Annotated in this window: 20 protein-coding genes; 13 read left to right on the top strand and 7 right to left on the bottom strand. The window is 58.4% G+C overall.

Going from position 1 to position 26087, the window contains the following annotated elements; translation table 11 throughout:
* Positions 1 to 45: 45 nt before the first annotated feature.
* The 3 genes from HCG46_RS18555 to HCG46_RS18565 all read right to left on the bottom strand — a co-directional run bounded on the left by HCG46_RS18555 (position 46) and on the right by HCG46_RS18565 (position 3167).
* Positions 46 to 1152: an alkene reductase gene (locus HCG46_RS18555; RefSeq protein ID WP_168687029.1), complete on the bottom strand. Its 1107-nt coding sequence runs from the start codon at positions 1150 to 1152 to the stop codon at positions 46 to 48.
* 112 nt (positions 1153 to 1264) lie between these two features.
* On the bottom strand, positions 1265 to 1864 hold the full coding sequence (locus HCG46_RS18560) for a TetR/AcrR family transcriptional regulator (RefSeq protein ID WP_023004070.1): 600 nt from the start codon (positions 1862 to 1864) through the stop codon (positions 1265 to 1267).
* A 103-nt stretch (positions 1865 to 1967) separates the two neighbouring features.
* Entirely contained in the window at positions 1968 to 3167 is a 1200-nt protein-coding gene (locus tag HCG46_RS18565) for an ABC transporter substrate-binding protein (protein WP_055653752.1), read from the bottom strand.
* 295 nt (positions 3168 to 3462) lie between these two features.
* Here HCG46_RS18565 and HCG46_RS18570 point away from each other — a divergent pair, with 295 nt between their 5' ends.
* From HCG46_RS18570 to HCG46_RS18580, 3 genes are all read left to right on the top strand, one after another.
* Positions 3463 to 4647, top strand: a complete 1185-nt coding sequence (locus tag HCG46_RS18570) for an SH3 domain-containing protein (protein WP_168687030.1) — start codon at positions 3463 to 3465, stop codon at positions 4645 to 4647.
* Positions 4648 to 4874: 227 nt separating this feature from the next.
* The gene (locus HCG46_RS18575) at positions 4875 to 5351 is read left to right on the top strand and encodes a hypothetical protein (RefSeq protein WP_075281657.1); all 477 of its coding nucleotides are present in this window, start codon (positions 4875 to 4877) and stop codon (positions 5349 to 5351) included.
* A gap of 143 nt (positions 5352 to 5494) precedes the next feature.
* Complete coding sequence (locus HCG46_RS18580; RefSeq protein ID WP_168687031.1) at positions 5495 to 6685, top strand: lytic murein transglycosylase; 1191 nt, start codon at positions 5495 to 5497, stop codon at positions 6683 to 6685.
* A gap of 118 nt (positions 6686 to 6803) precedes the next feature.
* On the opposite strand, the gene HCG46_RS18585 is transcribed toward HCG46_RS18580, so the two are convergent.
* Together HCG46_RS18585 and HCG46_RS18590 are read right to left on the bottom strand one after the other, a co-directional pair.
* Positions 6804 to 8405, bottom strand: a complete 1602-nt coding sequence (locus tag HCG46_RS18585; RefSeq protein WP_168687032.1) for an arylsulfatase — start codon at positions 8403 to 8405, stop codon at positions 6804 to 6806.
* A 227-nt stretch (positions 8406 to 8632) separates the two neighbouring features.
* Positions 8633 to 9181, bottom strand: coding sequence for a cupin domain-containing protein (locus tag HCG46_RS18590; protein WP_209009524.1), 549 nt, complete (start codon positions 9179 to 9181; stop codon positions 8633 to 8635).
* A 335-nt stretch (positions 9182 to 9516) separates the two neighbouring features.
* On the opposite strand from HCG46_RS18590, the gene HCG46_RS18595 reads away from it, so the two are divergent.
* On the top strand, positions 9517 to 11544 hold the full coding sequence (locus HCG46_RS18595; protein WP_168687033.1) for a methyl-accepting chemotaxis protein: 2028 nt from the start codon (positions 9517 to 9519) through the stop codon (positions 11542 to 11544).
* A gap of 182 nt (positions 11545 to 11726) precedes the next feature.
* On the opposite strand, the gene mdlC is transcribed toward HCG46_RS18595, so the two are convergent.
* Together mdlC and HCG46_RS18605 are read right to left on the bottom strand one after the other, a co-directional pair.
* Positions 11727 to 13331, bottom strand: coding sequence for a benzoylformate decarboxylase (mdlC, locus tag HCG46_RS18600; protein WP_168687034.1), 1605 nt, complete (start codon positions 13329 to 13331; stop codon positions 11727 to 11729).
* A 144-nt stretch (positions 13332 to 13475) separates the two neighbouring features.
* A complete protein-coding gene (locus HCG46_RS18605) occupies positions 13476 to 14180 on the bottom strand; it encodes a metal-dependent hydrolase (protein ID WP_152506898.1) in 705 nt (234 codons plus the stop codon).
* 235 nt (positions 14181 to 14415) lie between these two features.
* On the opposite strand from HCG46_RS18605, the gene HCG46_RS18610 reads away from it, so the two are divergent.
* The 9 genes from HCG46_RS18610 (at position 14416) to topA (ending at position 26055) form a co-directional block, all read left to right on the top strand.
* Complete coding sequence (locus tag HCG46_RS18610; protein WP_168687035.1) at positions 14416 to 16161, top strand: autotransporter domain-containing protein; 1746 nt, start codon at positions 14416 to 14418, stop codon at positions 16159 to 16161.
* 48 nt (positions 16162 to 16209) lie between these two features.
* Positions 16210 to 16698 (top strand): Holliday junction resolvase RuvX, encoded by a 489-nt coding sequence (ruvX, locus tag HCG46_RS18615; protein WP_023004059.1) that lies wholly within the window; start codon positions 16210 to 16212, stop codon positions 16696 to 16698.
* 61 nt (positions 16699 to 16759) lie between these two features.
* On the top strand, positions 16760 to 17686 hold the full coding sequence (locus HCG46_RS18620; protein WP_168687036.1) for an AEC family transporter: 927 nt from the start codon (positions 16760 to 16762) through the stop codon (positions 17684 to 17686).
* Between the two features lie 429 nt (positions 17687 to 18115).
* The gene (locus HCG46_RS18625) at positions 18116 to 19081 is read left to right on the top strand and encodes an aspartate carbamoyltransferase catalytic subunit (RefSeq protein WP_197923286.1); all 966 of its coding nucleotides are present in this window, start codon (positions 18116 to 18118) and stop codon (positions 19079 to 19081) included.
* A gap of 17 nt (positions 19082 to 19098) precedes the next feature.
* On the top strand, positions 19099 to 20400 hold the full coding sequence (locus HCG46_RS18630; protein ID WP_031270764.1) for a dihydroorotase: 1302 nt from the start codon (positions 19099 to 19101) through the stop codon (positions 20398 to 20400).
* 92 nt (positions 20401 to 20492) lie between these two features.
* Positions 20493 to 21272 carry a DUF3108 domain-containing protein gene (locus HCG46_RS18635; protein WP_168687037.1) on the top strand — a complete coding sequence of 260 codons (780 nt, stop codon included), beginning with the start codon at positions 20493 to 20495 and terminating at the stop codon, positions 21270 to 21272.
* Positions 21273 to 21386: 114 nt separating this feature from the next.
* Positions 21387 to 22052 (top strand): glycerol-3-phosphate 1-O-acyltransferase PlsY, encoded by a 666-nt coding sequence (plsY, locus tag HCG46_RS18640; RefSeq protein WP_168687038.1) that lies wholly within the window; start codon positions 21387 to 21389, stop codon positions 22050 to 22052.
* Positions 22049 to 23188, top strand: coding sequence for a DNA-processing protein DprA (gene dprA, locus HCG46_RS18645; protein WP_168687039.1), 1140 nt, complete (start codon positions 22049 to 22051; stop codon positions 23186 to 23188). The genes plsY and dprA overlap by 4 nt, the downstream gene beginning before the upstream one ends.
* Before the next feature lie 188 nt (positions 23189 to 23376).
* Complete coding sequence (topA, locus tag HCG46_RS18650) at positions 23377 to 26055, top strand: type I DNA topoisomerase (protein WP_168687040.1); 2679 nt, start codon at positions 23377 to 23379, stop codon at positions 26053 to 26055.
* Positions 26056 to 26087 lie beyond the last annotated feature (32 nt).

Here is a 26087-nt window from a genome sequence, read left to right on the forward strand (position 1 = left end):
CCGCCCCGGAGGGGGTGGATGTCGGGCGGCCCGAAACCTTCTGGATTACTCCGCCGCGACAGACGCTTCTGACAAGGTGGGATAATCCGTGTAGCCTTTTTCGCTGCCGCCATAGAGCGTATCGGTATCCAGCGCGTTCAGCGGAGCATTCTTCTCAAGCCTCTCGACCAGATCCGGATTGGAAATGAACGGACGACCGAACGCGACCAGATCGACTGCGCCTGTTTCCACTGCCTCGATTGCGGAAGCACGGTCGTAACCGTTGTTGCCCATATGGGCACCGTCAAAGAGTGCGTAGAGAGCTGACAAATCGCCACCATTCGGGATATCGCGCGGACCACCGGTCTGGCCTTCAACCAGATGCAGGTAGGCAAGACCATAGCCGTTGAGCAATTTGATCGCGTGCGAGAAGGTCGCTTGCGGATTGCTGTCGGCAATGTCGTTGGCGCTGGAGAACGGGCTCAGCCTGATGCCGACCCGGTCACCACCCAGCACACCAACAACGGCATCCATAACTTCCTTCAGGAAGCGGGTCCGGTTCTCGATGGATCCGCCGTAGGCATCGTCACGCTTGTTGGAGCCATCGCGCAGGAACTGGTCGATCAGATAACCGTTGGCAGCATGCACCTCGACACCGTCGAAGCCAGCTTTCTTCGCGTTTTCGGCGGCTTTTCTATAGTCCTCGACAATGCCCGGGATCTCGCTGGCGTCCAACGCACGCGGCGTCGGCGTATCAACGAATTGCGTTCCGTCAAACGTCTTGGATTTGGCAGCAATTGCAGAAGGAGCCACCGGATCTGCGCCACCCGGCTGGAGAACCGGATGAGAAATACGGCCGACATGCCAGAGCTGAATGACAATCTTGCCACCTTTTGCATGAACCGCATCGGTGACCTTCTTCCAGCCCGCCACTTGCGCATCTGAATAGATGCCAGGCGTCCATGCATATCCCTTACCCTGCGGCGAGATCTGCGAGGCCTCGGTGATGATCAATCCTGCTCCGGCACGCTGATCGTAATATTTCACTGTCAGATCATGCGGTGCATCGTCTTCGTGCCGAGCCCGGTTGCGGGTCAACGGTGCCATCACGATACGGTTCTTCAGTTCGATTGCCCCTGCCTTTGCGGGCGAAAACAGTTTTGCTTCTGACATGTTCTTCTTTCCTTTTGAAGTTTGTCTGCTTCACTATTTCTGGACTAAACAGTCCAATATTATGCGCACAACTCCGTGGTTCTTCATGAACGCTACCACACCGCCCGGGCGATTATGGCATCAGGACGGTCCTTGCCTGCTTCAGGGTTCTGGCAATCCGCTCTGCCGGAACTCCAGCCTTGCGCAGCGCCAGGGTTCCAATGGCAAGCGATGAATAGGCGCTCGCCCTATCCCGGACAGCATCCGGGTTGTCCGGGTCGATCGCCCTGGCAAAGAGGTCTTCGATATTTTCCAGGTGACGACGGCCAATCTCGGCAACCTTGTCGTCATGGGGCGCAAGTTCGGTGATGCAATTGACCAGAAGGCAGCCCCTTGGCCCCCCTTTCGGATCGGACAAAGCCTGCATCATCGCGTCCACCGCGTCATCTTCAGCGGTTTCGGCAACTTCCTTCAGGCCACGGATTCCGTTTTTCGAATAATGCTCCAGCGCTCGCAGAAACAGCGTCTGCTTGCAGCCGAAAGTGGCGTAGAAACTGGAACGGCTAAGCCCCATTGCCTTGGTGAGATCGTCCAGAGACGTCGCTTCGAAGCCCTTCTGCCAGAAAACATGCATGGCCGCCTCAAGCGCCGCCGCTTCATCGAAGCTGCGCGGCCTGCCCGGACCTGCCGTGCGTTTCTCCGAGCCGGAAATATGGACCTCTGCGTTTCTCATGCCTCTGATATGGACTACGCAGTCCAGAATGCAAGAGGAGCAAGTCTGATTTCTGGACCGATCGTTTCAGATCATCCCGATGCCTGGTCTGTGCAGGATAAAACTACATACGGCACGAACCGGCATAGGCATCGCCGACATCGTCGAAGACCCGGGCAACGGCTTCCATCTCATAGAGCTTGCTGGTGCGCCGGACCCCTTCCACAATATAGAAATCCTGAATGGGGAACTGGTTGGAATTGAAGCGGAAGTCGCCTCGAACGCTTTCAAAGGGAGCCGCACTGATAGCCGAGATCAACGCTTCCTGGTCCTTGATGCCCCCGGTCAGTTCCAGGGCAAAATGGATCAGCTTGGCAGCATCATAGCCTTGCGCAGCGTAGACCGAGGGCTCGTATTTGTAGGCCTTGCTGAACTCCCGCACGAACCTCTTGTTGGCCGGATTATCAAGGTTTGGCGCCCAATGAGATGCGCTGTAAAGTCCCTCAGCCATCTCCGCCGTATAGGGTAGCGTGACGGCATTGACCGTGTCGGACGAGAGGAACGGTACAATACCCTTCAGCCCGGAAGTGTGGAACTGTTTCACCAGTTCTACCCCCATGCCGCCCGGCATGAAGGTGAAAATCGCATCCGGTTCTATTTCCTCGATCTGCTTGAACTCATCCGAGAAATCGGTCTGACCCAGTTTCGGGAACAGTTCGCGGGCGATCTGTCCCTTGAAATGGCGGCGGAACGCGGCAACGGCATCCCGGGCAGCTTCATAGTCAGGAGCGATCGTGACGACGTCCTGGTACCCTTTGAGACTGGCGTAACGCCCCATCGTCTCGTGGACCTGATCGTCCTGTGACGCGGTGGAGAAGAAATAACGGCTGCAATTGCGCCCGGCGATCGGCGCAGGCCCGGAATGCGTTCCGATAAACAAGGTCTTCGACCGCACGATAGGATCGTGCACGGCAAGCATCACCTTGGAGAAATTGACGCCGACGATGAGATCGACGCCATTTTCCTCGATCAGTTTCGTTGCCTGCTCCAGCGCATTGTCCGGATCCAGCTTGTCATCGACCACGATCACATTGGTGGGCAAGCCACCAAGCGCGCCATTGGATTGCTCGACGGCCAGCATGAAACCGTCGCGCATGTGTTCACCGTAGACGGCCGCCGGGCCGGACAGTGTCGCCAACAGACCGATCTTCAATTCCTGCACATCCTGCGCGGCCGCCGAGTGGCACGTGAGCGCCATTCCAGCAGCAACGCCCGCCGCCAATCCGACCGTTCGAGAGATGAGGTGAGAGATCCAGCGCGTCATGATCTTTTTTGCCTGTCGTTTCTGGCTTCGCCTTTCGCCCTGCCCGGGCGAAATGCCTGCCGTTCATTCTATTGGCAGGCCGTTTGCGCGCAGTTTGTCAGAGACAGGTTAGGCTTTTGCAAACGCACATCCATTTGGCCCCGCAAGACCACAGACCCGTCACATTTCATGCAAAATTCCCTACTGCCGCCGCAATCCGGCCTGCGTGCCGACGCATTAACGAAGATTAATGCTCCGGTACCCAGATATGGCAACCGCTCCGAGCGTGCCCGAACCGCAAATCCAGGAGGGCCACATGTATTCCGTCACCGCGCCAGCCAACACTTGCGACTTCCCCGAAGGCCACGATCCGGACAATGCACCTCAAAAGAACGAGCTGAAGCTCGTCGTTCCCAACGATCCGTCCGAGGACGATGAAGTCCCTCTTAGCGAAACCGAAGTTCACACAGTGGCGGCAGACACAGGTTCTGACGCCAGCACACTTGCCGCCAAGATCCTTCAGATGCATGCAGCCGCCGACGAACTGAAGCCGACAGCCTCCCGCCGCCCAACGCTGACAGGTGCAACGGACGAAGCCGGCTTTGATATGCCAGGCGTGTTGCGCACTCCGGTACGAGGCTCCCGGAATATCGGTCTTCAGCCTGAACAAGTCCCCGCACCTGCAGCCGCTTCCAAAGCGGCAGCCAATTTCCGACATGGTCCGAGTTTCAGAACCCTGCTGGTCAGTACACTTGTGATTGTCGGCATCGGCGCAGGAGCAATCTATTTGAGCCTGAGCGACCTGCTGGCCGGCAAAGAGGCAGACAGCCGCACGGTCCAGACCCAGCAGATCAATACCGAACCGACGATCGAGAGCCTTATTGCCGGCGCAGATCCCGAATACCAGGGCAGGACGGATCTGACCGCAACACCGACCGCAAGCGCAGAGCAGGTAAAGTCGGCCAAGGACCGTATCCGCGAGGTATTCGCCTCAAGGTCGATAGCGTCCACTGCACCTGAAGACCATTCCAACCCGCTGGGTCATGACACCAACAAGGTTGCCGACGACAAGATCCAGTCGCGACTTGCTCCAGCTCAGCCCGCCCCCGTCAGAACCAATAGCCAATCGGCACGCGGCACCACCAATACGCTCGTTGCCAGCGCTGCTGCCGCAGTGCCGGAGACCGACGAAAATCCGGTATCGGATGCATCGCCTCTGGAAGCTGACATTCCGGCCGTCACGGCACCTGACACCGACACTGCATCCGCCTCTACTCCGGATACCAGCGCCGCTGCGTCGGACTTTCCTCTTTCGGCAAAAATCAAGTCATCGGTGAACCTGCGTGAAGCGCAGAACAAGGATGCGACGGTTCTGGCCGTCATCCCGGCTGGAGCCGAGGTTCGCTTCAACACGTGTGGCAACTGGTGGTGCGGCGTTCAGTATGACGGCAAGACCGGCTACGTAGGTGAAAGTTTCCTGGAACCCCAGCAGCAGCCATGAGTAAAACCTGCGATTGCCAGGTAGAGCCTTGTTAAGTGTCGAAGCGTAATATCCCGTCGATTTAAGTTTGCCCTGCGGACCGCGGGGACAGTTGCATCGACGGGCGCAATCAGCAGCGCCTGTTTCGATTGCTCTCGATATGTCGCAACATTCTTCCGGCCGGTCTCGGCATTTGGATTGTTGCGCTTTCGCGGTGCAAGTCAGGCACTGCAGACAGGAGACGGACCATGGCGAACCGTGCAGCCCTCAGCCTCAGCGCTTCCCTTCTCTTCACTTTCCCGGCCGCAATCACGCAAGCTCAGGCGGATGGAACCGATTGCACAGTCTATGCGACCGACTATGCCAACGCCCGCATGGGCAGCGGTGATGTCGTCGGAGATGCTGTTTCCGGCGGCATGGCCGGAGCGGTTGTTGGCGGCGAATGGCGCGGGGCATCGGGCGCTTATCGTGGCGCCCGTGCAGGTGCAGCGCTTGGCGTCCTGGACAACATGGGCTCAATGCCCGGCGGTTGGCAGGCCCTTTACGACATGGCCTACCAGATGTGCCAGCAGCAGACGTCCGGGGTAAACGCCCCCTATTACCAGTCCCCCAGCGTCGGAACGTCTTCCTCCGACTGTCGTTCTTCAGCCAGCGTCAACGCGCCGCTGAAAAGATCCCCGAACGGCGGCATCATGGTCGGCTCTGATTTCGGCAATTGCCGTTAGCACCGCAGCTTGCTGCCAAAGACTTGGTGGAAGAGCCTTCAGCTCGCCCTGTCGACGGGTTGACGTTACAGGCGAAGCACAGTCAACTATGGCCGATTTTTAAAGGCTCCGGCCTGCCTTTGCGCCCAACGACAGGATTTTTCATGACACTCCGCTTCTCCCCGAAAATCGCTGCCACCGCCCTCGCCGGTTTCTGGCTCGCCACCGCGCCTGCTCAGGCGCAGCAGTGTGGCGGCGACTTCCGGCAGTTCCTTGCAGGCGTGAAACAGGAAGCGATTGCCAAGGGCCTTTCCGCGAATGCGGCAGACCAGACCCTGGCGGGCGCACAGGTCGACCGCAAGGTGCTGTCGCGCGATCGGGCGCAGGGTGTCTTCAAGATGACCTTCCTGGACTTTTCCAAGCGGGTCATTTCCGGCTACCGGATGAAAAACGGCGCCGCGAACATGAAGAAATACGCGAGCATATTCCAGCGTACCGAATCCGAATATGGCGTTCCGGCACCTGTCATTACCGCTTTCTGGGCGCTTGAAACGGATTTCGGCGCGGTTCAGGGCGATTTCAACACCGTCAATGCGCTGGCCACGCTTGCTCATGATTGCCGCCGCCCGGAACTGTTCCGGCCGCAACTGATCGCTGCCATCGAGATGGTCCAGCACGGTGATCTTGACCCGCGCAGCACCACCGGCGCCTGGGCAGGTGAGATCGGCATGGTTCAGATGTTGCCCGAAGACATCATCAAGTTCGGCCGCGACGGCGATGGTGACGGGCACGTTAAGCTGAAGGAAAGTGCCGCCGATGCCATTCTGACTGCCGGTGCCTTCATCCAGCATCTGGGCTGGCGCCGCGGCGAACCCTGGCTGCAGGAGGTCAAGGTACCGCAGAACCTCAACTGGGCTGAAAGCGGGCTCGACAAGACCAAGACCGGTGCCCAGTGGGCTGCTCTTGGCGTGCAGCCGCGTTGGGGTCAGATTTCCGGCAACCTGCCCGCTTCGCTACTCCTGCCTCAGGGCCGCAAGGGGCCGGCATTCCTCGCCTATCCGAATTACAACATCTATCTGGAATGGAACCAGTCGTTCGTCTACACGACCACTGCCGCCTATTTCGCGACAAGGCTCGCCGGCGCACCGGTCTACACGGAAGGCAACCCGGACCTTGGCCTGGACGACGCCCAAATGAAGCAACTTCAGTCGAAGCTATCCAGCATGGGTTATGACGTCGGCAAGATCGACGGCATCCTCGGCTCCGGCACCCGAAATGCCGTGCAGCAGGTGCAGCAGAAGCTTGGCATGCCGGCCGATGCCTGGCCGACACCTGAACTGTTGAACCGTCTCTGAGATCCAAGATCAGAAGACCGCTAATTTCTGCGGTTCTGGACGACACATTGGCAAATACGCAAAAGAAGCCCGGAGCCTAGCAAGGCCCCGGGCTTTTCATTTTAGTGACAAGTTAAACTCAGTTGCTGCCGCTCATGCCGGCTTTCAACTTTTCCTCGATCGCTGACAGGTTGAAGGATCCAGGTGTCTGGCTTGGCGGATAGTCCTGCATGGTCTGCAGGAACCTTGAGGCCAGTGCCTGGATCGGAACGATCACGAACGCACGGTCCAGCAACCAGTCAAAATAGATATTGGCATTGTGCTGGGCCTTTTCGAAAGGATCCCGGCGCAGGTTGAAGACAGCAGGCACACGCAATTCCGTGAAGGGCTCCTGCCAGACGCCGAAGGCCTGACCGCGGTTTTCCAGGAACACGACCTTCCAGTCGTCGTACCGGGCCGCAACCACCTGACCATCGTCATTCACGTACCAGAACTCATGACGCGGCGATGAATCGGTCTCGCCTTTCAGATAGGCGTTGAGGTCGTAACCATCGATGTAGTTGCGGTAAGTCCGGCCACCGAGTTCAACACCTTCAAGAAGCTGTTCCTTGATATCCGAAGCCCCTGCAATCGCAGCGAAGGTCGGCAGCCAGTCTTCGTGGGCAACGATACCGTTCAGCGTCACGTTTTCCTGGAAGACGCCGGGCCAGCGAACAAAGGTCGGCACACGGTAAGCGCCCTCCCAGTTGGAATTCTTTTCGCTGCGGAACGGCGTCGTGCCAGCATCCGGCCAGGTGTTGAAATGCGGGCCGTTGTCGGTCGAATACATCACCACCGTGTTATCGGCGATGCCGAGCTCGTCCAACAGGTCCAGCAGTTCGCCGACATGCATGTCATGCTCGACCATGCCGTCGTGATAGGTATCCCCGCTCGGACCGGCAATCCCCGTATGCTCTTCCTTCACATGTGTGCGGAAATGCATGCGTGTTCCGTTCCACCAGACAAAGAAGGGAACACCCTCTTCCACCGCTTCACGAATAAAACGCTTGGCTTCGGCAAGCGATTCCTCATCGACGGTTTCCATGCGCTTCTTCGTAAGAGGACCGGTGTCCTCGATCTTCTGCGTTCCGTCTGCATTTGCCCATGTATGGAGGACACCACGCGGACCGAACTGTTCACGGAAGGTCTTGCCGTTCGCCAGAACCATATCACCCGGATAGTCCCGGTTTTCCGGCTCTTCTTCAGCATTCAGATGATAGAGATTGCCGAAGAACTCATCGAAACCGTGGTTTGTCGGCAGATGTTCGTCCAGGTCACCCTGGTGGTTCTTGCCGAACTGGCCGGTCTTGTAACCTTGCGACTTCAGGATAGTTGCCATGGTGACGTCGGTTTCCTGCCAGCCTTGCTCTGCTCCCGGCAGGCCAACCTTGGTCATGCCTGTACGGACAGGCACATTGCCCCCGATAAAGGCGGCGCGGCCGGCCGTACAGCTTTGCTGGGCGTAATAGTCGGTAAAGGCAACGCCTTCCTGTGCGATCCGGTCGATGTTGGGCGTGCGGTAGCCCATCATGCCACGGTTGTTGTGGCTGATGTTCCAGGTGCCGATATCGTCCCCCCAAATAGCGAGAATATTCGGCTTCTGCGCTTCCTGCGCCAGACTTGTCTGGGATGTTACGGCAAAAGCTGCCGCAAGTCCGAGAACCACCGCGCTCAGACGCGGCAACATGCGAAAATGGCTCATGAAAACTCCCACCTGAATGGTTGCTTGGACTGCGCGCTCAGATTGCAGATGCATTTTCACCCCATCTGACAGGCAGTCTACAGTTACCTTAGGTAAGTTTTCCAATCTGGCAAGGAATTTTCAATATTTTACATAAAGTTCGCATTCCCAAAGGTATTGACAATCGGCCCAGGCTTTATCAATCAATGGGTGTATCGGACAAAGAGGCTGTGCGCGGTGTCCCGCGCTTATTCGACCTTGTTCTTGTTTGCACCCGGCTTGTCTTCGGCAACCGTTGCCACACCGTCATCACCGAGCAGGAAAACAGCCAGGATCTTGGCCGGCCCTTCGCCGGTGTTCTGCCCTCTGTGGGTAACATCCATCGCTTCCAGAAGACCGTCACCGGTACGGTAGACCTTCTTGCCAAGTTCCTCGTAAGTGACGGTAATCTCGCCTTCCAAAATGTAGGCAAAGAGCGGCGCATGATGCTGGTGCCACTGTGTCTCCTCGCCCGGCTCCATGGTGATCTCGATGGCCTTTAGCGAAGGGTTCGATTGCGGAAAGGCGACCTTTTCACCGGCAACTGTCGTATCTCCGGAAAACACGTCCCGCACCGTCGAATAAGGCGTTTGAGCAGCAGCTTCTTCATCCTGCGCGGCTTTGGACCCCGGCTTGGCATGCGGCTTGGAGGGCGCGGGCTTGCCGTCAGGCGTGATCGACTTGTCTGCCGACAAGACAGGCGACGCACAAAGAGCGCCGCTCAGAACCGCGATGAAAGCAAAGCTGGACAGCTTCATGATAAGTCCCCGGTTATTCACTTGCTTGGGTGGCTGGGCCAAAACGACGGCTTGGCTACCATCAAAATGTGCTTGCATTGTGCCTGACGATTGAAGGCACAACAATATTCTCACAATGACTTGAACAACTTATCACACACCAAAGCGCATTCAGCCATTCGGGTGTAGAGAAGCATCGTCATACCCCAACCATAAACACACCAAATATTTTTACTGCTCTCTGAAACATATACTTAAAACTATCAATGTTCTTTTCTCCTATCATCTGGCGAAATACTTATTTAATCCAAGCCCCATACCATCAGAGAACTCACTTCAGACATGTTGAGGCTCTCATGAGATTCGGAATTTCCCGCAAGCTGGCGCTGGTATTTGGTGCCCTGGTTCTGGTTTCCCTGTCCATGGGGTTCTTCTCCTACAGTCTCATGAAAAGTGTCGCGAGCGAAGGGGAACACCTGGGAGCAGAATTGGCGCCGCTTGGGGATGCCGCGATGGAGATCAAGCTCACCGCGACGCATGCGCATTTGCTTTTTGAGGAAATCATGTCCGGTGACGACGGCGAGAGCATCGACGAAGTCTGGAATCTCCTCGACGAAACACGGTTTTACGCGAACGCCATATTAAACGGCGCGAGCAACGAAGAAGGAACCTTCTACCCTTCCCGCTCCCCGGAAGTCCGCGAAAAGATCAAGGAAGTTCTGGCCGCAGTCGACGAGTTTGTTGCCTCCGCCCAAGGCCGGTACGCTTCCCTCGCAGGCGATCAGGGTGTCGGCAGTTCGGCTGACGAGAAGTTCGATGCGATCTACGACGATCTGGAACAGAAGATCGCTGCAATCTCCGCACCGCTGACAAATGATGCGAAGGCGCAAGCCCTGGCAGGTGAAGCAAGGTTCAGTCTTGCGCATGGACATTTGCTGGTCGCGGAAATCCTGGGCGGTGATGCAGGTGAGGAATTCGCAGAAGCTCTGGGCAGTTTCGAAAACGCCCGGAAAGCGCTTGAGGCCCATCCGGACCTTCAGAAGAGCAAGGACGTTCTCGCCCAGATCGGCGAACTGATCGACCTTGCGAACGTTCGACACCAGGCCATGCTTTCAACCGAGAAAGCCGGCTCGGGAGCCGATGTTGCCTTTGACGAAACCTTCGAACGTTTCATCGCCCTGGCGGATGACGCCGAAACGCTCATTCACCAGGAAATGGATAATGGGTTGTCATCCCTGCGCTCGGCCGCAGAAACGTCCAATGCACTTCAGGTCGGCGGCACGCTGGTGCTTGCGCTATTTGCGGCAACAGCCTGGTTCTATTTCAGCCGCACTATCGGTCACCGCGCACGGCAGCTTTCCGAAAATGCCAACCTGCTGGCATCCGGCCAGCTTGAAATCAAGCGACCGACCTGGCGGGCAGCAGATGAGCTGGGCCAGCTCCGCGACACGCTGGACGTCTTCCAGGGCTCTCTGGTTGAACAACGCCAGTTGGCAGAAGAAGTCGACCGGCAGCGCGAGGTCCAGGCAGCAGACCGCAAGAAGCTGATGCACAGGCTTGCAGAAGATTTCCGTGCCAGCACCGAAGCGGTCCTCGCGGCTCTCGACAATGCCACAGAGGGGCTGCAGGTCGCCGTTGATATGTCCACCAAGGCCGCCGAGGACTCCGGCTCGATCGTACAATCGACCACTCACGCCGCGGACAATGCATCCGGCAAGGTCGATACGGTTGCCGCCGCCGCAGAAGAGCTTACTGCCTCCATTGCGGACATCAGCAGACAGGTGGAAGCGACCGCGTCCGTGGTTGCCTCGGCCACCGGCCAGGCCAGCTTGACCAACGAGAAGATTTCAAACCTGGCCGACGCAGCCGACAAGATTGGCGAAGTTGTCGTTCTTATCCAGGCTATCGCCGAGCAGACGAACCTGCTTGCACTGAACGCAACCATCGAAGCGGCGCGGGCCGGTGAAGCAGGCAAGGGATTTGCGGTAGTCGCGGCGGAAGTGAAAGAGCTGGCGACCCAAACCTCAAAGGCGACCGAGGAAATCGGCGGGCAGATTGCAGCCATTCAATCGGAAACCAGAGAGGCTGTGCTCGCAATCGAACAAATTTCAACGACCATGACAGAAGTCGACACTCATACGACAACGATTTCCGCCGCAGTGTCACAGCAGGGCTCGGCAACAACCGAGATTGCCGCAAACGCGCAGGAAACGTCTTCGGATACCAGCGTCGTCTCCCGCAACATGATGCAGATGCAGGAAGCCATTCAGGCGCTTGTTCAATCCTCCGACCAGCTCCGAGGGTCTTCTTCCTCCGTTCAGGATCAATCGACCAATCTCAGGAAATCTCTGGACGACTTCCTCGCCCGCCTGGATGCAGCCTGATGGCTTCAGCAACGTGTTGGCTGGCGGCAGGTCAGCTGCCGGTCAGCCAAATCGCCTCTCCTAAAGCTTCAGCGCATCGCCTGACCTTGCGTACGGCTTGGTACTCTTGAACTTTACGTGAGGCGAAATCCCCTCGCTCGCCGGTAAAAATGGCATTGCACGATGAGTGCTGCTTTGAACGTTTATCCAAGCAAAGATCTAAGCTTGGGCGATATCTCCACCTCGATCACTGTCGTCCCCCTGTGCGCAAGCGCCGCGGAAAGAGACGCCCTGAATTCGTCAGCGGTTTTCACCTTCGCAGTCTTTGCGCCGTATCCACGCCCAAGTGCCTCGATATCAAGCCCGGGAAGATCAAGACCCGGAACGTTCGGCGTTTCCTCCAGGATCGCGAATTCCTTCAGGATCGCATATTGACTGTTGCGCATGGCAACGAAGACCACATGCGCCTCCTCCTGCACGCCGGTGTAGATGCTCTGCACCGAATACTGGAACGAGCCGTCGCCGATCACGGCAATTACGGGCCTGTTGCGTCCGCTCGTTTCCTCGGCAATCGCAAGACCGACAGCGGCCGGCATGTCCCAGCCGAGACCTCCGGATGCAAAAGTGTAGAACGTGTCCGGTTTATCGATCGGAATTTGTCGCTCCAGCTCGATGACGTTGGATGGAGATTCCTCTACCAGCACGAAATCTGACGGCGCAGCCTCCCGGATCAAGCTGTAGACTGCATCCGGCGTCAGTGGCAGGGCCGAGTAGTTGGGTACCGGCGCCGGATCCTTTTTGTAGGGATTGGGCTTTTCCTCACGTCGATCCAGCTGAGGCAGGATTGCCTGAAGAAAAAGCCTGCTGTCCGAGACGAGGCTGTCGCCAACCGGTGCCTTGGCCGCCATGTCCGGATCGTCGGTGATTTGCAGCAGCTTTGTTCCTGCCGGAAGGTAGTCTCCCGCGACATATGGATAGTAGCGGAAGACCGGAGCTCCGACGGTGATAACCAGGTCGTGCCCCTCGAGCCGCTTGCAGATGGGGCCGATGGCCGAAGGCAATGTGCCGGCGTGGAACCGATGACTTTCCGGAAATGGCGTGCGTTCCGCGAAAGGAGCCGTCAGAACCGGGGCAGACAGCGCTTCTGCGAACGCGATCCCTTCGTCCCAGGCTTCTGACCGGGCAATGTCCGAGCCGTATACCAGAACCGGAGTTTTTGCTGCGTTGATACGCTCAGCGAAATCTTTGATTCTGGCAGGGTCGGCGGCCGAGCGCAGAGAGACGGAGCGGACTTCTGCAGGTCCCTCCATTTCCTTGTCCCAGTCGTCCAGCGGGAGAGACAGGAACACCGGCCCGCTCGGCTGTTGTACCGCTGCCGCGTAGGCCCGCATGAAAGCGGCCGGCACGTCCTGGGCCCTTGCCGGTTCATAACTCCACTTCACCCATGGCTGGGGCAAAAGCGTCGCATTGATGTTGGTAAGGAGCGGCTCGAGCAGCAGCATGTCTCGGGTCTGCTGTCCGGCGGTCAGAATGAGTGGTGTCTTGTTCTGGTAGGCGGTCAGGATGCAGCCCATCGCGTTACCGAGGCCTGCACCTGTATGGACATTCACAATGACAGGTTTGCGCAGACCCTGCGCCAGGCCGTCAGCGATGCCGACGACGCTGGCTTCCTGCAGAGAAAGAACGTAGCGGAAGTCGTCCGGAAAATTCTTCAGAAAGGTTTCTTCAGTGGACCCGGGATTGCCGACGATAGTTGTCAAACCGAGCTTGCGAAGCAGATCGAAGGTAACGTCTTTTACAGTCGGCATAATATCCTCCGCCTGACGCTGGAACCCAAGCTCCCAGCGTCACAAAACAAGAAAACCACCCTTACTTCTTAAATTTCCCGGAAAAAGACTAAACCTCTACCTCCAAGGGAGACAAGCAAAGATTGCTTCCCTCGACTGAACCCGTCAGACGTCAATCGGTTCACCGGGTTTTGGCTTTGCCACCTTGTCGCGATCGCCGCCCATTGCCTCAAGGAACGTATCCGCCGTCTGGTCGATGATCGGGAACGAGCCGTAGTGGCAGGGAATGATCGTATCGAAGTTGAAGAACCGGGTGCAGGCGAGCGCTGCCGACTTGCCGCCCATCGTGAAGCGGTCACCGATGGGAACAAGCCCGATCTTCGGCTGGTAGATCTCGTCGATCAGGGCCATGTCGGAGAAGATGTCGGTATCTCCCAGGTGATAGAGCGTCTTTTCTCCAGGAGCTTCGATGATGACACCATGTGGATTGCCCAGATAGATAGCCTCACCGCCAGCCTGGAAGGACGACGAGTGATCGGCACGTGTCAGCGCGACGCTGAACGGGCCGACGTTCACCTTGCCGCCGGAATTCATGGGGCTGATATTCTCGATCCCCTGCCGGTTGGCCCACATGCAGATTTCGAAATTGGAGGTCAGCTGCGCACCGGTTTTTTTCAGGATGTCGACGGCGTCACCGATGTGATCGTTGTGACCATGGGTCAGGATGACATGCGTTACGCCATCCGCTGCCTGATCGACTGACAGGGTCTCCGGGAAAGACGGATTTCCGGTAAAGAACGGATCGAACAGGATGGATGCGCCTTCAATCTCGATCTTGAAAGCGGAGTGGCCATACCAGGTCAGTTTCATCGCAGTCTCCTAATTCCAGGACAGGTTGCCCGGACCCTATCAGTGACAGACTGCTCGCAACAAGCTGAATGCGTTCAATGTGCTCCGCAGGGCACGGTCCTGTTATCGATAATTTTGACAGTTCACCTGTGCAATTATGGCAACGCCTCGATTATTTCGACAACCAGAGCTAGCTTCCCCTATTCCTTCAACGCAAGATGACGTTGGGGATTCGCGAGACTTTGGAGCTATGCCGATGCGACTGCGTTCGAAACGTGTCTGGCTGGAAGTCATCTGCCCGGCAGTTCTGCTCTTGAGCAGCCTTTCGACATCCGCCCTAGCCGCCAATTGCAAGAACGATGGCGGCCTGCTTTTTCTGGGAACCAACAAGTCTGACAGCCGTTCGATCTGGGTTTCAGGCACGGTAGCCGGCGACTACCGACTGGATGCCGCCCAGGGTAATCAGACCGTCGACACATGGTCCCGCTCCAGCACCGGCCTGCATCTATCCACTTCTCCAGTTGTTTCGAGCGGAAACGGCGGCACGCACAAGCTTTATGGTGTCGACGGCGGGTCCGATTGTCTTATCGACACTCAGAACCAGAAACGCGACTTTCAGCTTCCCGACAACATCAAGCCCCCTAGCCTGGTAAAGCCTCCAATCAGCAGGCTGTTTCCGAATTTCGGACGACCAGTTCCACCGATCGCCGTCGTGCCTCCAAGCGGAGTGATGCCTGGTTTGCCGGGCCCCATTGCGCCGCCTTCAAGCGGGATCACGCCACCAGTTGGAGGATTGCCGCCTGCTGGCTTTAATCTTGGCCGTCCCGGCACGGCTGCACCGCCTATTGGCACCGTGCCTTCTGGTGTGCTGCCGAGTGCACCAGGGGGTGTTACCCCGCCTATTGGAACGCTTCCCCCGTCTGGTGGAGGCACAGGCGCACCGGGCACCGTCACGCCACCAATCGGAACCCTGCCGCCCGGCAGCCGCAATCCAAATCAACCCGCCCTTCCGGCCGGCTTTGTGCCGGTCAGGCGCGCTGATGGTCAGGTCATCAGTTACTGCGTCGATCCACGATCAGCCGAGGAGACACAGACTGCCAATGCACACACGTTCTGCACCCGGGAACAACTGCTGGCCGCCGGCCGTCTGCAGCAGCAGGACGAAGTTCCAATCACTCCGGGCCGGGATCTGATCGAACCGACACTCTGGAATGCCTGGAGCACGGTAACCGGGGTCTACAGCGACGACCGTCGTTTCGGCAGGGACTTTCAGACACTCAGCGGAACCGCGGCATTTGGTGCCGACCGCAAGCTAACCGAAGATATCGTCGGCGGTTTTTCCGTGACCTTTGAAACCACCGACACCGACGGTTTCAATTCCAACCTGACAATCGACACCCAGGGATTTGAGATCGGCCCCTATGTTGCCGCACGAATTTCACAGCACTGGGCCGTTGATGGCTCGCTGAGCTATGGCTTTTCAAACAGTCAGTCGGATATCTCGGTTTTGAGCGGCGAATACAACACCCACGAACTCGGAGCGACTTTCAGTGTTCACGGTCAGTATGCGTTGAGCGAGATCCAGGTACGCCCCAAGGCGACCGTAACCTTCAACCGCGTTTTTTCCGACGGTTACGATCTGAACGGGACGATCCTCAACCGGGCTGTAAGCGTTCCCATCTCGGGCAATGCCGCCTCTCTGGGAACAATTGAACTGACGACCGAATTCAGCCGTCAATTCACCTTGCAGGACGGGCTTCTGATCCAGCCCTATGTGGAAGCAGGCGCGGTATACGAATATTTGCGACCGAACGACGGCAAGATACTCGATGATGAACTCAACTTTGTCACCGCATCGGCCTGGAGCTTTACGCTGCGCGGCGGGGCGACTGCCCTGATTGCGGAGAACGTGACGCTTGATGCAAAGGGAGGCTATCTCAGCCTGGGCCAGAACGGGCTGGACGTTTGGGAAGGGCAACTTCGTGTTGCCATCGGGTTCTGAGTGAAAATCGAACTGGCGTTTTCCATGCCTCGCTGGTAAAGCCGCCGAATGGCAAATGACCCCGCACTTTCCCTGGAAGACTTCATGGCCGCCGTGCCCGACCGCACCCGGCTGATCGGCCTGGATCTTGGCACCAAGACCATTGGTCTGGCGCTTTCAGATCTCGGCCGTGGCATCGCCTCTCCCATGGAAACAATCCGGCGCAAGAAGTTCACGCTGGATGCGGAACAACTCCTGGCCATCTGCGCCAAGCAGGGCGTCGGCGGCATGGTGCTCGGTCTGCCACTCAATATGGATGGCTCCGAAGGCCCCCGCGTTCAGGCGACCCGCGCTTTCGTGAGAAACCTCTCGCAGAAAACGGACCTGCCGATCACCTATTGGGACGAGCGGCTGTCGACGGCGGCCGTGACGCGCACGTTGCTGGAAGCCGATACGAGCCGTGCGAAACGAGCCGACGTGGTAGACAAGATGGCCGCTGCCTACATCCTGCAGGGCTTTCTGGACCGACTCGGCTTTATGGGCTTAGATAACGGCTGATCCCACCGCTGCCGGGTACAGGCCCTTGTTTCAAGGCCTGTCGAACGCGAAAGCCGAACACATGCTGACCACACTTGCCGCCCTGATGCCGGTCATCCTCGTGATTGCCTCCGGCTACCTGATCGCCCGCACCGGACTGATTACCGGCGAGCAATGGCGTGGTGTCGAACGGCTTGCCTATTATGTCCTGTTTCCGGCGGTGTTGTTCCGCACGATCTCGCAAGCGGATTTCGCCAGTTTTCCGACGCTCAACATGGGTGGTGCCCTGCTCGCCTCCATCTTGTCCATGGCGCTGCTTCTGCTTCTGGCACGCACGACCATCGAGCGTGCCTGGGGTATCGCCGCGCCGCGTTTTACCTCCATTTTCCAGGGAACCTTGCGCTGGAACGCCATGATCGCGCTCGCGATTGCCGACAATGTGGTCGGTGAAACAGGGCTGGCCTTGCTTGCGGTCGCAATGGTGTTCATGATCCCCTTGCTCAATGTTGCCAGCATCCTGGTGCTGTCGCATTACGCAAGCGGAACGTCACCAAGTGGCGCCAAGATCCTGAAAGACCTGTTCACCAATCCCTTCATCCTCTCGATCGGCGCAGGCGGCATCATGAACGCGGGTGGCATCTCCCTGCCTTTCGTGGTCGACGATACCCTGGAGATTTTCTCCAGGGCCGCACTCCCCATCGGCATCATCTGCGTCGGAGCCGGGCTGGACCTCGGCTCACTCCGCAGACCGGGTCCGGCGCTCGCCCTCGGCACCTTTTTACGGCCGATATTCATGCCATTGCTTGCCTTTGGATTTGCCAGTCTTTTCGGCGTTACCGGCCCCGCATTGGTCGTTGTCATCATTGCCAGTTCAGTGCCCTGTGCCAGCAACTCCTACCTGCTCGCCCGTCAGATGGGCGGCGACGCAAAGCTGATGGCCGAGATCATCACGCTTCAGACACTGGCAGCGACCCTGACGATCCCGCTCGCCCTGCTGCTGGTCACTTGATCAGGCTCTTTGGCAGTGGGCGCTCGCCCAGTTGCGCAAAATCGTGCCCGTCATCAATTCGCTTTAGACCGGCACAGTTGCCAAGCCATGTGCAACGCCTGAAAGAAACTGGAAATTGCCTATAATTTTCAGAAACTTGTCAGCTGCAACCTACCAGAGTGACAGCAAGCTGCGAGCGGAAGAAAACCTGCAGACTCTTTGCGACTATTGCGACAGTATTCTCGCCGAGATTCGGTCGTGATTTTGAGTGGAACACAATAGTTTCAATCCTTTGGCGGCGCCTGCGCGTGTCACCTTTGAAACCTCTCCCGTTTACCGCCGCGCACGCAGCCATATTTTGTCCAGCCGATCAAATATTTAGCAGGTATGTGGACAGTGGGCATGATGTGATTTCCTGACTTGTCGAACCGGGCGTTCCTCCTTATAGGAATGGTCTCGATGACCGCGAGCAACACCCATCGAGACAGCCCTTACCCCCATCGTCATTTGCTGGGCATAGAGGGCCTCCACCCCCACGAAATTCTGGGCCTTCTGGACCGGGCGGAAGAAGCTGTAGAGGTTTCCCGCCAGATCAGCAAACGACGGCTGGTCTTGCAGGGACGAACCCAGATCAACCTCTTTTTCGAGAACTCAACCCGCACCCAAAGTTCTTTTGAACTGGCCGGAAAACGGCTCGGGGCGGATGTGATGAACATGGCAGTGTCCCAATCGTCTGTGAAAAAGGGCGAGACGCTGATCGATACGGCGGCAACGCTGAATGCCATGCACCCCGACCTTCTGGTGGTTCGCCACCACGCGGCCGGTGCGGTGCATCTTCTGGCGCGAAAGGTCGGCTGCTCCGTGGTCAATGCCGGCGACGGCCCGCATGAACACCCGACACAGGCCCTGCTCGACGCTCTTACAATCCGGCGACACAAGGGAAAGATCGCGCGGTTGACCGTGGCCATCTGCGGTGACATCGCCCATTCTCGCGTTGCCCGGTCCAATATCATTCTTTTGAACGCGCTCGGAGCGCGCGTCCGTGTTGTTGCCCCCACCACCCTCTTGCCGTCCGGCATCGCCAAGATGGGCGTCGAGGTCTTCACCAGCATGAAGGAAGGTCTCGAGGGTGCCGACATCGTCATGATGCTGCGCCTGCAGCGCGAGCGCATGAACGGTGCCTTCATTCCATCTGTAAGGGAATATTACCGCTACTACGGACTGGACGCGGAAAAGCTCGCCTATGCCAAGGAAGACGCCCTTGTCATGCATCCCGGGCCGATGAACCGCGGTGTCGAGATCGATGCCTCGATTGCCGATGGCGCCCAAAGCCTTATTCGCGAACAGGTGGAAATGGGCGTTGCCGTGCGCATGGCCGTGCTTGAAGCCCTTGCCGCCAATCTGCCGAACAACTGATCCAGGGGACAAGACACGTGGCTTACGACACACCCAAACCTCTGGTTCTCTCAAACGCCAGAGTGATTGACCCGGCACGCGGCCTGGATGCTCCAGGTTCCGTCATCATCGCGGACGGCACCATTCTCGCCGCCGGGCCGGAAGCTGCCAACCAGGGCTCTCCCTACGGTGCGGAAATTATCGACTGCAAGGGCGCGATCGCCTGTCCGGGCCTGATCGACTTCTGCGTCTCCGTCGGGGAACCGGGTGCAGAGCACCGGGAAACGCTCGCCAGTGCCTCCCAGGCTGCCGCAAGCGGCGGCGTGACGACAATTTGCACAATGCCCGATACGGATCCGGTCATTGATGATCCCGCGCTGGTCGATTTCATCCTGCGCCGGGCGCGTGACACGGCCATCGTCAACGTGTTGCCACTGGCCGCCTTGACCAAGGGCCTCAAGGGCGAGGAAATGGCCGAAATCGGCTTGCTGAAGGAAGCAGGAGCCGTTGCCTTCACCAACGGCCACAAGTCGGTAAAGAACGCTCAAGTGATGCGTCGCATGATGACCTATGCCCGCGATTTCGACGCGCTGGTCATCCACCACACGGAAGACCCGGACCTCGCCGGCGGGGTCATGAACGCCGGCCTGAACGCCAGTTGGAAAGGTCTTTCCGGTGTGCCGCGTGAAGCGGAAATCATCATGCTGGAGCGAGACCTGCGCCTGGTTGCCATGTCCAAGGGCAAGTACCACGCAAACCTCATTTCCACCTCTGACAGCGCAGACGTGGTTCGAGCAGGCAAGGCGAAAGGGCTGGACATCACCGCCGGGGTGTCGATCAATCACCTGACCCACAATGAAAACGACATCGGCGCCTATCGGACGTTCTTCAAGATGTCGCCCCCACTGCGCGATGAAGACGACCGGCAAGCGATGATCGCGGCTGTTGCCGACGGCACCATCGACATCATCTGCTCCAATCATGACCCGCAGGACGTGGAAACCAAACGTCATCCGTGGGCAGAAGCAGAAGACGGCGCCATCGGCCTTGAAACCCTTCTGGCGGCGGCCTTGCGGCTTTATCATTCCGAGCAGGTCGACCTTGTCACCCTGCTTGGCGCGATGACCTGTCGCCCGGCGGACCGGCTGGGACTGGAAACCGGACGCCTTTCGAAAGGGGCTCCGGCGGATGTGACCGTGTTCGACCCCGAGCGTCCCTGGGTCCTGGAAAAAAGTACCATCAAGTCACGTTCGAAAAATTCTCCCTTCGAAGATGCACGGTTCTCGGGGCGGGTGCTGCGCACGGTTGTCGGTGGGAAAACGGTTTTCAGCCACACCTGAACGAGCCCTTGTTTCCGTTCCAACGTTGATCCTGTTCGCGCCACAATTCTCCCTGAATCTGGCGCGAACGGAACTTCCAACGGAACTTGCTGATGCGCCCGATCGCCCTTGCCTTTCTGATAACCGCGCTGTTTACCGGCAGCGCTTCGGCGGCTGATCTCTACATTAAATACAAGCTTTACGCCCTTGGGCTGCCTATCGGCTCCGGCGTCCTGTCACTGGATGTCGACAGCAAGTCCTATTCCGTCAGTGCCAACGGCCAGACCGCCGCCTTCGGACGGCTGGTGTCTGACGGCAAAGGCACAGTTGAAGTCACTGGAACCGCACAAAAACTCGTCCTGGAGCCAGCCCGCTACGCTCTTGACCTCAAGAGTGAAGACGAGACCGGAACCATCACCATGCGAATGCGTAAGGGCAGTATCGACGCTATCGAAGTTCGGCCGCCGCAGGATCGGATGAAGGAACGGGTCAAGGTAACCGCCGAGCATCTTAAGAGTGTTCTCGATCCCCTGACCGCCGCCGTGCTTCCTGCCCCGCAGGGACTTGCCAAGGAGAGCTGCAACAGGACATTGCGCATATTCGACGGCAAGGAACGTTACGACGTTCACCTGCAGTACAAATCCCGCAAGGCCAACAGAACGTCTGATGGCCGGTTCAAGGGCGACGTCATAGTCTGCGGTGTCCGGTACGAACCCATTTCCGGCCACCGGCCGAAGCGCAAGTCGATCCAGCAACTCGCGGCAAACAAGTCCATGGAAGTCTGGCTCGCACCGGTTGGTGACAAGCCGTATCTCGTCCCGCTCCGGGCCAGTATTTCCCTTCCGTTCGGGTCGCTGCTGGTGGAAGCGGAAAAATACAAGCTCTCGGAATAGACCCCGCGCTATTTCCCTGCAAAGACACTCTTTTCTCAGTTGCCGGACTTGATCCGGGCTGCCATGCCGTTACATTGCGATGGCTATTTATTATGCACGTCATTGGAGTATCGCGTGCCAGAACCGATCAGCTGGGCCTTTGCCTGGCCCTACTATCTCGCCGCCATCGCCTTCGGCTATCTGCTCGGTTCGATTCCCTTCGGCCTGCTGTTCACGCGCATGGCCGGACTTGGAGACATCCGCCAAATCGGCTCGGGCAATATCGGCACCACCAACGTTCTGCGCACCGGCCGCAAATCTCTGGCAGCTGCCACGTTGCTGGGGGATGGATTGAAGGGCACCGTTGCCGTTCTGATCGTCAATCACTTCTACGGCCAGGAAATGGCTCTTATCGCCGGCCTTGGGGCGTTTCTCGGGCATCTCTTCCCGGTGTGGCTGAAGTTCAAGGGCGGCAAGGGTGTTGCAACCTACCTCGGCATTCTGCTTGGCCTCTATTGGCCGATGTTCCTGCTCGCGGCAGGCATCTGGATCGGCATGGCCTTTCTGTTCCGTTATTCGTCTCTGTCCGCACTGACGGCGACCCTGCTGACCCCGATCGTGCTCTATCTCGTTTTCCATCAGGTCCAGATAGCTCAGATGTTCGTCTTGCTGTCGGTGCTGCTATGGGCCAAGCATCACGAAAACATTGGGCGGCTTCTGCGTGGGGAAGAAAGCAAGATCGGCTCGAAATCCAAACCGGCGGCCAATGCTTCGTCTCCGCCCGGCGATGAAAGCGCGTGAACCGCGTTTCTGAAAATATAACTCCCGGCAACCTCTCCGAGGCGGAACGTCTGGCGTGGCTTCGTTTAATACGATCGGAAAACGTTGGTCCCGTTACATTCGCGGAACTTCTGAAACACGCTGGCTCCGCTCAACGAGCGCTGGAGCTGCTTCCCGATCTAGCAAGGCGCGGCGGCAAGGCTAGCCGGATTTGTCCGCTTGAAGACGCTGAAGCCGAGCTGGACGCCCATGGGCGGATCGGGGCCCGGTTGATTGGCCTGCATGAACCCGACTATCCGCAACATCTTCGACATATCGACGGTCCGCCGCCGCTCCTGTCCGTAAAGGGCGGCGCCTCCGCGCTGACCCGGGAACGGATGATTGCGATCGTCGGTGCCCGCAACGCTTCACTCTCGGGCAGAAAACTTGCGACACGATTTGCACAGGGGCTTGGAGCAGAAGGCTTTTCAATCGTGTCCGGCCTCGCCCGCGGGATCGATGCTGCCGCCCATGAAGCCTCACTACAAACAGGTACCATCGCCGTGTTTGCGGGAGGCATAAATGTGCTCTACCCGCCGGAACACGACAGGTTGCTTGCTGCCGTTCTCGACGCAGGGGGCGCCGTCATCAGCGAGATGCCTCTTGGCTGGAAACCCCGCAGCCGGGATTTTCCCCGGCGCAACCGGCTGATTTCAGGCCTGTCTCTGGGGGTCATCGTTATCGAAGCCGCCAAGGCCTCCGGCTCTCTTCATACCGCTCGTTATGCTCTTGAGCAGAACAGGGACATATTCGCCGTACCGGGTTCCCCCCTGGATCCGCGTTCGGAAGGTGCCAATGGCTTGATCCGGCAGGGTGCGGCACTTGTCTCGACCGCCGACGATGTGCTGGAAGGTCTTGGTGGTCGACTGGCACCAACCCTTCCCTTTGGCAGGCAGTTCCGCGAAGAGAGCGAAACCGCCCCTCTTTCCCGCTCCGAACCGGACGGAAAGCTGCGTGACCGCGTCCTTGCGGCGCTTGGTCCAACCCCGGTGGACATGGATGAATTGATACGCTTTGCGGATGGTGATGCGAGGTCGGTTCATGTCGTGCTGCTGGAACTCGAACTTGCCGGGCGCCTCGAAAGACACCGCGGCAACAAAATCTCCGCTTTGATGTAAGGGGCCGTTTTTCCTTGAATCTCAGTGGATAACCCGTATCTGGACCGAACCGCTTGACCCGGAAGGATCAAAGGTCCATTTGACAGGCGGCGCTTGATCCTTGATCGTCTGCGCCACTGAATTAGCACTCAGATCACCTTCTCCACCGGGCGGGGGCTCCGTATCCGGCAAAAATATTTTGGGTAAGAATGAACGTCGTCATTGTCGAATCGCCGGCGAAAGCCAAGACGATCAACAAATATCTCGGTTCCGACTATACGGTGCTGGCTTCCTACGGCCATGTGCGAGATCTGCCGGCCAAGGACGGCTCGGTGCTGCCGGACGACAATTTCGCCATGAGCTGGCAAGTGGATGCGAAGGCGCAGAAACGGCTGAGCGAAATCGCCAATGCGGTCAAGGATGCCGACCGCCTCATTCTCGCGACTGACCCCGACCGCGAAGGGGAAGCAATTTCGTGGCACGTTCTGGAAGTGCTGCAAAAGAAGAAGGTGCTGAAGGACAAGCAGGTCGAGCGCGTGGTCTTCAACGCGATCACCAAGAAGGCGATCCTGGAAGCGATGGACAATCCGCGCCAGCTGGATACCCCGCTGGTCGATGCCTATCTCGCTCGCCGAGCACTGGATTACCTGGTCGGTTTCACCCTGTCTCCGGTCCTGTGGCGCAAGCTGCCCGGTGCCCGTTCCGCCGGGCGCGTGCAGTCTGTCGCATTGCGGCTGATCTGCGACCGGGAAATGGAAATCGAAACCTTCAAGCCGCAGGAATACTGGTCGATCTTCGCCAACATGAAGACACCGACCGGGGACATGTTCCAGGCTGGCGTGACCGGTTTCGACGGCAAGAAAATCGGCCGTCTCGACATCAACAACGAAGCGGAAGCAACCGCGATCAAGACCATGCTGGAAAGTGCCAGCTTCAAGGTCGACAGCGTGGCTTCCAAACCTGCGAAGCGCAATCCGGCGGCGCCGTTCACCACCTCCACCCTGCAGCAGGAAGCCTCACGCAAACTCGGGTTTTCCGCATCGCGCACCATGCAGGTGGCGCAGAAGCTTTATGAGGGCATTTCAATCGGTGGCGAGACTTCCGGTCTCATCACCTACATGCGTACCGACGGCGTTCAGATTGCCGGCGAAGCGATCGCTGCCGCCCGCTCCGTAATCGCCAAGGATTTCGGTGACAATTACGTTCCGGAAAGCCCGCGCGTCTATACCTCCAAGGCAAAGAACGCCCAGGAAGCACACGAAGCGATCCGGCCAACGGACCTTTCGCGTCGCCCGAAGGATGTCGCCCGGTTCCTGGATCCGGACCAGGCCAAGCTTTATGAGCTGGTGTGGAAACGGACCATGGCTTCTCAGATGGAGTCGGCCGTTCTGGAACGGACCACCATTGAGATTCTCGCCGACGGTTCCGGTAAACGCGCCAATCTGCGTGCCACTGGCTCCGTCGTCCGCTTCGACGGTTTTCTTGCGCTTTACCAGGAAGGCCGGGACGACGAGGAAGACGAGAACTCCAAGCGTCTGCCGGCGGTCGATGAAGGTGCCGCGCTGACGGCTGCCTCTGTCGACGGGACCGCACAAGCCATCGAAGCCTCGCAGCATTTCACGACACCGCCGCCGCGCTACACCGAAGCGAGCCTGGTCAAGAAGATGGAAGAGCTTGGCATCGGCCGGCCGTCCACCTATGCCTCGACGCTTCAGACCCTGCGCGACCGTGACTATGTCGAACTCGACAAGAAGCAGCTTGTTCCGATGGACAAGGGCCGCATTGTTACCGCGTTCCTGGAAAGCTTCTTCCAGCGCTATGTCGAATTCGACTTCACAGCGAGCCTGGAAGAACAGCTCGACAAGATTTCCGCAGGCGAGCTTTCCTGGCTCGACGTGCTCCGTGATTTCTGGACCGGGTTTTCCGGCGCGGTCGATGAAATCAAGGACCTGCGCGTTGCCCATGTCATCGACGCGCTGAACGAACTGCTCGGGCCGCATATCTTCCCGCCGAAGGAAGATGGCACCGATCCGCGCAAGTGCCCGTCCTGCGACACAGGTCAGCTATCGCTCAAGGTCAGCCGCTGGGGCGCTTTCATCGGCTGCTCCAACTATCCCGAGTGCGGCTTTACACGGCAGCTCGGCAAGCCGAGCGGTGAAGACGGCGAAGGTGACGACGGCCCGAAGGTTCTCGGCACCGATCCGGAAACCGGCCTTGACGTTTCCCTGCGCAACGGCCGCTTCGGCCCCTATGTTCAGCTGGGCGAAGAAGCCAAGCCGAAACGAGCCTCCCTGCCCCGTGGCTGGTCCGCACCGGATATGGATCTGGAAAAGGCGCTGCAGCTTCTGTCGCTGCCACGCGAGGTGGGGCCACACCCGGAAGACGGCAAGATGATCTCGGCCGGTATCGGTCGCTACGGGCCCTTCGTGCTGCATGAAGGCACCTATGCCAATCTGTCCACACCAGACGAAGTGTTCTCCGTCGGCATCAACCGTGCTGTTGATGCGCTGGCGCAGAAACGCGCCAAGGGTGGTGGCCGCGGCGGTGCAGCGGCAACGCCGCTGAAGGAGCTTGGCGAGCATCCGTCCGAAGGTGGCCCGATCAATGTCTATGACGGGCGCTATGGGCCTTACGTCAAGCACGGCAAGATCAACGCCACGCTACCGAAGGACACCGACCCCAAGGCCGTGACGATGGAACAGGCGCTGGAGCTGATCGCGGCAAAGGCCTCCAAGGGCGGCACCAAGAAGAAGGCGGCTGCCAAGAAACCTGCTGCGAAGAAAACAGCAACCAAAAAGACGACCACCAAGAAGACGACGGCAAAGTCATCCGCAAAGGCAAAGGTCGATGCGTCGTCCGAAGAGGTGCCCTGGGATGATGCGAGTTGAGCGCAAAACGGATTAACACGCGCAAGCACACC

The sequence above is a fragment of the Labrenzia sp. PO1 genome (genome assembly GCF_012273635.1).
GTDB lineage: Bacteria > Pseudomonadota > Alphaproteobacteria > Rhizobiales > Stappiaceae > Roseibium > Roseibium algicola.